This window comes from Pseudomonas sp. FH1, assembly GCF_000510895.2.
GTDB classification, from domain to species: Bacteria; Pseudomonadota; Gammaproteobacteria; order Pseudomonadales; family Pseudomonadaceae; genus Aquipseudomonas; species Aquipseudomonas azotoformans_A.
Genome location: NZ_AOHM01000124.1, coordinates 1 through 7,795, shown reverse-complemented (window position 1 = coordinate 7,795; position 7,795 = coordinate 1). Strand labels below are relative to the sequence as shown.

Annotated in this window: 6 protein-coding genes and 1 pseudogene; 5 read left to right on the top strand and 2 right to left on the bottom strand. The window is 50.0% G+C overall.

The genetic code is table 11. The features are described 5' to 3' along the window. Nucleotides 1–49 precede the first annotated feature (49 nt). Nucleotides 50–202: pseudogene (locus H096_RS33660) on the bottom strand (transmembrane anchor protein); the annotation flags it as partial. A gap of 12 nt (nt 203–214) precedes the next feature. Next, nucleotides 215–952 carry a HupE/UreJ family protein gene (locus H096_RS26540; RefSeq protein ID WP_033902320.1) on the bottom strand — a complete coding sequence of 246 codons (738 nt, stop codon included), beginning with the start codon at nt 950–952 and terminating at the stop codon, nt 215–217. 513 nt (nt 953–1,465) lie between these two features. On the opposite strand from H096_RS26540, the gene H096_RS26535 reads away from it, so the two are divergent. The 5 genes from H096_RS26535 (at nt 1,466) to H096_RS26515 (ending at nt 7,634) form a co-directional block, all read left to right on the top strand. After that, nucleotides 1,466–1,765 (top strand): metal-sensing transcriptional repressor, encoded by a 300-nt coding sequence (locus H096_RS26535; RefSeq protein WP_033902319.1) that lies wholly within the window; start codon nt 1,466–1,468, stop codon nt 1,763–1,765. Nucleotides 1,766–1,893: 128 nt separating this feature from the next. Continuing rightward, complete coding sequence (locus H096_RS26530) at nt 1,894–3,009, top strand: efflux RND transporter periplasmic adaptor subunit (protein ID WP_051422214.1); 1,116 nt, start codon at nt 1,894–1,896, stop codon at nt 3,007–3,009. Beyond that, complete coding sequence (locus H096_RS26525) at nt 3,006–6,092, top strand: CusA/CzcA family heavy metal efflux RND transporter (protein WP_186352427.1); 3,087 nt, start codon at nt 3,006–3,008, stop codon at nt 6,090–6,092. Before H096_RS26530 ends, H096_RS26525 begins: the two co-directional genes overlap by 4 nt. After that, nucleotides 6,085–6,387 (top strand): DUF3240 family protein, encoded by a 303-nt coding sequence (locus tag H096_RS26520; RefSeq protein ID WP_033902318.1) that lies wholly within the window; start codon nt 6,085–6,087, stop codon nt 6,385–6,387. The genes H096_RS26525 and H096_RS26520 overlap by 8 nt, the downstream gene beginning before the upstream one ends. Further along, nucleotides 6,387–7,634 carry a TolC family protein gene (locus H096_RS26515; protein WP_033902317.1) on the top strand — a complete coding sequence of 416 codons (1,248 nt, stop codon included), beginning with the start codon at nt 6,387–6,389 and terminating at the stop codon, nt 7,632–7,634. Before H096_RS26520 ends, H096_RS26515 begins: the two co-directional genes overlap by 1 nt. Nucleotides 7,635–7,795: the final 161 nt, after the last annotated feature.

Here is a 7,795-nt window from a genome sequence, read left to right as displayed (position 1 = left end):
CCGGTCACGTATTAGCGAAACGCTCGGTCACGTTCACCGAAATCCGCACTCGGCCCACACCTGTTGGATCAACGGCGTATTCCGAAGGCATGACAACAGTCACCAGCAGACCGACAGCAGTCAGCAGTGCAATGACAGTCGAGCGCACCAGTTTGCGAGTGCTTGGCAATTCATTAACAGTTGGAAGCGGAGTATTAAACATGGTCAGAATTCCTTACGCGGAGAGAAACAGGCCGGTGATTTGGTAACCCATTAGCAGAAACCCGGCACTCATCATGGCGACGTTGGCGGTATAGGCGTGGCGCCAAAAACCACCAGTGCGACGCCAGTACCCCATCAGGATGAGAATCGCGCTGAGGGCCAGTAATTGACCGATCTCAACGCCAACATTGAAGGCGATCAGGTTCGGAATCAGGCCATCAGGCGAGATCTCGTACTCCTGGATCTTCGTCGCCAGACCAAAACCGTGGAGCAAGCCGAAGATCAGCGTGGCCACTTTGGTGTTGGGTTGGAAACCGAACCAGCGCTGGAATGCGCCCAGGTTGTCGAGCGCCTTGTACACCACCGAGAAGCCAATGATGGCGTCGATGATGTACGAGCTGATGCTGACCTCTGTAAGTACGCCAAGCAGCAGCGTGACCGAGTGTCCCACCGCAAACAGCGTGACGTAGAGGCCCACGTCTTTCAGGCGGTAGAGGAAGAAGATTACTCCGAACAGGAACAGCAAGTGATCGTAGCCCGTCATCATGTGCTTGGCGCCCATATAGATGAACGGCAACAACATGATTCCGGTGCTTTCTTGGATGAAACCCTTGTCACCTTCAGCGACGGCATGCGCCATCGCTTCGGGCATGCCGAAGAAAAGTGCCGCCAAAAACAAAAACAACAGTAATAGCGGGCGATGCGAGGGCGCAGAGAATGCGCCAACACCGCTCATTGAGTACGAATGCATGAATTAATCCTACGTTGCAGTGATCGTGGGCCGCATTGCGGCCATGGTCAGGATGCGAACGCAGGACGGGGTGGACGCTCGATCAAAAATATCGGCGGCAGCGGAACAGAGTGTCGAAGCGCATCGACCCGGATGGCTAGCATAGGGGATGTCGCCAGCATCAACGCGGCAGTGAGTTGCGGCGTCTCGTGCTGATGATCAGGGGTCAATGGCGAATGGTAGTGATCTGAAAGACTTGAATAGCTGGATGAGGCCTCTTCGCCGTGGGAATGATTGGCGTCTTGTGTGATCTCCCAGGCTGGCTGTGTCGACGTCACTGATACCGAATAGGTATGCCCGGCCCAAGCCACCAACATAGCGAGAGCAAGCGCGATTACCACCGTTATTGTCAGTGTCCTGCTGAACATGGAGTTCGGTTTTCTACCTGTTGAATGGGGCTTTCTTACGTTTGACTATATCCTCCTAGGGGGGATAGGATGCCAGCATAATTCATTGAAGCCTGAGCCTCAAGTCATGAGTGAACACGAACAAGAACACAGCCATCCCCACACTCACCAAAGTCATGAGGCAATCATCAAGCGCCTCAAGCGGGCGGACGGTCATTTGCGAGGCATCATCACCATGATCGAAGAGGGGCGCCAATGCGTGGACATCGCACAGCAGTTGCATGCTGTAGAAAAAGCGGTGTGCCAAGCCAAGCGGACGCTCATCCAGGATCACATTGATCACTGTCTAGAGGACACCGTTTCGGCACTGGGTAATGGCGAGCGCGCACCGTTGGAAGCGTTCAAACAAATCACCAAATACCTCTAGGTTAAACATGCCAAACTTCGCTGAACTGCTATAGGCCAGCTTTAAGCAATCCGGCTTTACTTGACTCGTAAGGCCAGATAGAGAGCGCCCAATGGCTTGGCGAGCGACTTACGTTATTAGGAAAGAAGATGACGAAAACCACTAGCTTCAAACTTCGCCGGAACATCACGCTTTTGGTTTCCTGTTTTTTAGGAAGTCAAGCCTGGGCGGTTGAACAGCTTAATATAAGCACCGATCAGATGAAGACGATGGGAATCCAGACAGCACCAGTTCTTAGTAACTCTGGAGATCTAAAAAATCGTTACCCTGCTCAGGTGGTCGTACCTCCCGGCGCAGAACAGATCGTTACGTCACCGATGCAGGCTATGGTTTCGCAGCTTCTCGTCTCGGAATTTCAGGTTGTAACAAAAGGTGACCCGGTGGTGCGGTTGACAGGCCCCGCCATGAGCCAATTGCAGCTTGAATTGCTACAGGCTTCATCTCGAGCAAGCCTCGCTAGAAAAGCCTACAACCGCGAAAATACTCTCTTTGAAGAGGGCATTATTCCTCAACGGAGGGCGCAAGAAGCGGAGGCAGCCTTACGTGAGGCTGAGGCAACGCTATCACAGGTGCGCTCAGAACTTTCACTTGCAGGTCTCTCGAAGTCTGACACCGATAAAATTATAAAGTCGGGTTCGCCTTCGGACGGAATTATTTTGGCGGCGGCTCAAGACGGTATTGTCACGTCTATCTCGGTGAAGCCCGGCCAGAGAGTTGATGCTGCTACAGCTTTATTGAATATCGCCCAAGTCAAGGTTCTGTGGGTAGATATACAGGCCACTTCAACGGCTGCGCAAAATATAAGCTTAGGTACTATTGTAAATGTTGTAGGTAAAGATGTATCAGGGAAAATTAAAAGCATCAGCCCCATTATAGCGTCGGGCAATCAGTTTGTAATAATGCGAGCAGAAATAGAGAACGTTCAAGGTAAGCTGAGGCCTGGTGAGTATATTTCAGTCGATATTCCAGTAGCATCTTCAGGAAATACTTGGGATCTACCATTGTCCGCTATCGCTCGCAATAAGGCAGACTCAGTCGTATTTGTGAAAACTGAGCAGGGCTTTTCAGTCCGCCCTGTCGAAGTTATGGCCAGTACAGGCCAATACGTGCGAATTGAAGGTGACTTTCAACCACGAGACCAAGTAGCTATCAGTGGTGTGATTGCGCTGAAAGGCGCCTGGCTTGCTGAAGGGGAAGCAGAATGATTTTGAACAAGCTCATTCAATTTTCTCTGGCCCAACGATTATTTATAATTTTGGTTACGGTTTTGATTTCTGCTGCGGGTTGGTATGCCTATCGCGGCCTGCCGATTGATGCGTTTCCAGACGTTGCAAGCACTCAAGTTAAAATTATTATGAAAGCCCCCGGCATGACGCCGGAAGAGGTAGAGAGTCGTATCGCAGTACCCGTCGAAGTTGAGATGCTTGGCATTCCGAACACCAAAACACTTCGATCAGTGACGAAATATGGTCTGGTAGACGTCACCATCGATTTTCAGGATGGCATCGACATTTTCTGGGCTCGCCAACAGGTTGCTGAGCGACTCGGAAATCTGTCGGACAGTTTACCGGAGGGTATTTCCGGTGGCATGGCTCCTATCACTACCCCGTTAGGGGAAATGTTCATGTTTACGGTCGACGGAGACTCTTTATCGCTGGTAGAACGCCGAAGCTTGTTGGACTGGGTAATTAGGCCGGCGCTGCGGACAGTGCCTGGAGTTGCCGATGTCAACTCCCTGGGTGGTTTGGTGCGCACTTTTGAGGTGCTTCCTGACCCTATGAAGATGGCAGCCAATAAAATAACCCTGGAGCAACTATCGAATGCTCTAAGTATAAATAATCGGAACGATGGTGCAGGACGTTTGGCCGAAGGCGATGAAGTATTATTGGTGCGAAGTGAGGGCAGCATTAACTCGCTTGACGATCTAAAAAATATAGTGGTGAGTGCGACGACCGGAACTCCGGTTCGAGTTAGCGACATTGCGAGAGTACAGATCGGAACGCTCACACGCTATGGCGTAGTAACTCAGAATGGCACCAATGAAGCAGTGCAAGGATTGGTACTAGGCCTTGCTGGTTCAAATGCGCGTGAGGTGGTTAAAGGCGTGCAGGACAAATTGGCAGAGTTAGCACCTACCTTACCTGCAGGGATATCGATTACGAGTTTCTATGACCGCTCGTCTCTGGTAGATAAAGCTGTCGGTGCTGTTTTCAAAGCTTTACTTGAAGCAACCGTACTCGTCATCATTCTACTTGCACTATTTTTGGGGAACATTCGTGCGGCTTTGACCGTTGCGCTCGTGCTGCCACTTGCGGCGCTGATTACTTTCATCCTTATGCGACTATTTAATATGTCTGCCAACCTTATGAGCTTGGGGGGGTTAGCAATTGCAATCGGGATGCTGGTCGACGCGGCAGTGGTCGTTGTTGAAAACATCGTGCAGCGACTGGCTACCGATGAGTCTCGTGGAAAAGTTCCAAGGCTTCATCTCATATTCCGAGCCGTTCGAGAAGTCGCTGTTCCTGTAACTTCTGGTATCTTGATCATCATTACTGTTTTCCTCCCTCTAATGACCCTACAAGGCCTTGAGGGCAAGTTTTTCGTCCCTGTAGCGCTGACGATTGCTTTTGCACTGGCAGGGTCGTTGCTGCTTTCCTTAACTGTTATACCTGTGCTTTCATCTTATTTTTTAAAAGAGGTAAAGCATGAAGATCCTTGGTTGGCGAGAAAGCTTCTAGGGCTCTATAACCCGATTTTGAGTTGGGGCATGCAGAAGCAAAAAGTAGTGTTTGTTGGTGCTGCAGTTATGCTTTTAGCCGCTGGGATTGTGTACACACAAGTCGGTAAAACCTTTATGCCTACAATGGATGAAGGGGACTTGATCGTGGGTATAGAGAAATTGCCATCCATCAGTCTCGAGCAAACTGCCGAGCTGGATAAAAAGATTCAAATGGCGTTGATGACGGCTATACCAGAGATAAAAGGAGTTGTAGCTCGCGCTGGCTCTGATGAGATTGGTTTGGATCCTATGGGTCTCAATCAGACTGACACCTATTTGCTGCTCAAGCCAAAAGACCAGTGGCGCATGAGCTCTAAGGAAGATTTGCTGAATGAGATTCGTAAAGTTCTAGATAATTTACCTGGTATCGAATACAGCTTTACTCAGCCTATCGAAATGCGTGTATCTGAAATGATTATTGGTGTTCGGGGCGACTTGGCCGTGAAGGTATATGGCCCAGACCTTGGCACACTCAATAAGCTCGGAACCCAAATTGAAGAATTACTGAAGACAATCAACGGTAGCCAGGACGTTTATACGGTTCAAAATGACGGTGTCCAATACTTGCGAGTCGAAATTGACCGATTGCAAGCAGGTCGATTAGGACTTGATGTTGAAACCATTCAAAACATACTTAGAGTTCAGATTGAAGGTAAGCAAGCTGGCATTGTGATCGAGGGCAATCAGCGTACGCCGATCTTGATTCGTGCTGATAAAAGTGTTCGTACCTCACCGGCGGAGTTCGATGCTTTGATTATCACTACACCTTCAGGAATGTCTGTTCCTCTGCGCGATGTCGCCAAGTTAGTTCGTGCGGACGGCCCCGTTAAAATTGACCGTGAAATGGGTAGCCGATATGGCGTAGTAATTGCGAACGTGAGTAACAGGGATCTGGTAGGTTTTGTTGAGGAGGCCAAGGCTTCGGTTGCCAAAAATATCGAATTACCCAAAGGTTACACAATTACTTGGGGTGGGCAGTTCGAGAATCAACAGCGCGCTGCTGCGAGATTATCTATTGTGGTTCCAGTCGCACTTGGCTTGATTTTCGTGCTGCTGTTTTCGACATTTGGATCCGTCAGACAGGCTCTGCTTATTCTTAGCAATATTCCTTTTGCACTTGTAGGCGGTATCGTTGCCCTTTGGGTTACTGGCGAATATCTGTCAGTGCCAGCTTCAGTCGGCTTCATCGCACTGTTAGGTATCGCGGTACTCAACGGGATCGTCTTGGTCAGCTATTTCAATCAGCTCTATCATGAAGGGATGGCTATTAAAGACGTAGTCATCCAAGGTTCAAGGCGCCGGTTAAGACCAGTCCTCATGACTGCTTCTATTACTGCTTTTGGACTGGTTCCACTTCTATTTGCAACGGGCCCTGGCTCAGAAATTCAACGCCCTTTGGCTATTGTAGTGATAGGCGGCTTGATCACTGTTACGGCATTGACACTTCTCCTCTTACCGATACTGTATTTGCGTTTTGCTCATTCGAAAAAGGAGAGCTCCAATGCCTAACTTGCGAATTACTCTACTTTTGCCGCTAAGTCTTGAAGAGAAGGTTTCTGACTATTTTCTTTGTGATCCTAGCATCGGAGTCTTTACGAGCAGGGTGGTTTCAGTACATGGACTATCCAACTCCATGTTGAACTCTGCGGAGCAGGTTATGGGAAGCGCTAAAGAAACGGAAATCGTTGTCGTGGTAGACGAGGAACGCTTCGAACTCTGGATTAGTGAATTTGAGAGGCTTTTCACTAGCTCGGGTATTCGCTATTGGTCGACCCCTATTTACCGTTCGGGAGTTCTGGTGTGATGGAAAAGTTATTACTTCTAGTATTACTACTGGGTGCCAGTGGAGCGGCTCAGCCTCAGTCTTTTGAAATGCCATTGCCACCTGCTCAAATTTTACCAGCAAGCATTGCGACAAAGCTATTGGATGCAGATCCACGAGTAGAGTCAGCCCGGGCCAGTCTGGATGCGGCTATACAGGAGGCGGGGATTATTAAAAGATCTCCTTACGAATGGATAGTTAACGGTACCTCTCAGCAGCGTCGTGTCCAGGGGGGGCCTAACTATAACGAGTGGACGGCTGGAGTAGAGCGCACCATACGGCTCCCTGGAAAGTCTAGTGCTGACTCGGATATCAGTACCGCAACCCTTGAAATTGCGGAGGCTAGTTATGGTGAAGCTAGGCATGAAGCCGCCCGTGAACTGATGTTAGCTTGGCTTGATTGGCAAGCTGCTGAGGAGGCCCGAGATATTGCGGCGAGAGGAGTAGAGTCGGCTAAAGATAGCCTGGCAGCAGTGCAGAAACGCAACAGAGCGGGGGACGCATCTACGCTTGACGTGAATATCGCTAAGGCAGAGCTCTCCGATCAATTACGCTCGGGTAATGATGCAAAGGTGAAGGCAACTACGACTTGGATTGCGCTTACCACCAAGTTTCCTGGCGTTGAGCGAGCGCGAGTCGCTCTGCCGGCTCCCGTAAAAGTTACTGGAAATGATGAGTCCTGGACGGCGAGAATTATTGAGCAAAGCGATGAGCTGAGGCGCACCATCGCAACTGCAAGGCGCGCTGAAGGTTTGTCCGGACGTGCCCGGGCGGATAAAATACCCGACCCCACATTTGGCGTATTTACGAACTCTGAGCAGGGTAACAGAGAGCGTATCTATGGCGTCAGCGTGAGTATGCCAATACCTAGCCGGTCACGTAGTGCGCGTTATGCTCAAGCGTTGGCGCAGGAAGACGCTACTAGGCACGATTCAGCGCTTGTTAAGCGACAACTTACGACCTTGATTACACAAAATCTGGCGTTGGCTGAAGGCGCCTTTGAAAGCTATCTGCTTGCCAAGGACGGAGCTCAGGAGATGGAAACGAACAAGAGCCAGACTCAACGAGCGTATGAGTTGGGGGAGGCGGATCTTCAATCATTGCTTTTAGCCCGCCGCCAATCCGTTTCGGCAGCCACAACGGCCCTAGAGGCACAAGTAGAGACGTTAAAGACAAACTTATCCCTCCTGATTGATGCCCACTGGATCTGGGATCTCGATCACAGTTGAGCCACCATTCCGGCAGCGCAATCAGCTGCCGGAATTCTTTCAAATTTGTAATTCTTCAATCATCTTGAGGTTATGTTTGTAGGTCAGAATGAGTGGCGGTCATTGCAATCACCAGGCGGCCGCAAAAACTGAGTGCAACACCTCACCCTCCGGTAAGGTGC

Coding starts and splice junctions, on each gene's coding strand:
- H096_RS26540 (WP_033902320.1), bottom strand. CDS start 952: ATGCATTCGTACTCAATGAGCGGTGTTGGCGCATTCTCTGCGCCCTCG.
- H096_RS26530 (WP_051422214.1), top strand. CDS start 1,894: ATGACGAAAACCACTAGCTTCAAACTTCGCCGGAACATCACGCTTTTG.
- H096_RS26515 (WP_033902317.1), top strand. CDS start 6,387: ATGGAAAAGTTATTACTTCTAGTATTACTACTGGGTGCCAGTGGAGCG.
- H096_RS26525 (WP_186352427.1), top strand. CDS start 3,006: ATGATTTTGAACAAGCTCATTCAATTTTCTCTGGCCCAACGATTATTT.
- H096_RS26535 (WP_033902319.1), top strand. CDS start 1,466: ATGAGTGAACACGAACAAGAACACAGCCATCCCCACACTCACCAAAGT.
- H096_RS26520 (WP_033902318.1), top strand. CDS start 6,085: ATGCCTAACTTGCGAATTACTCTACTTTTGCCGCTAAGTCTTGAAGAG.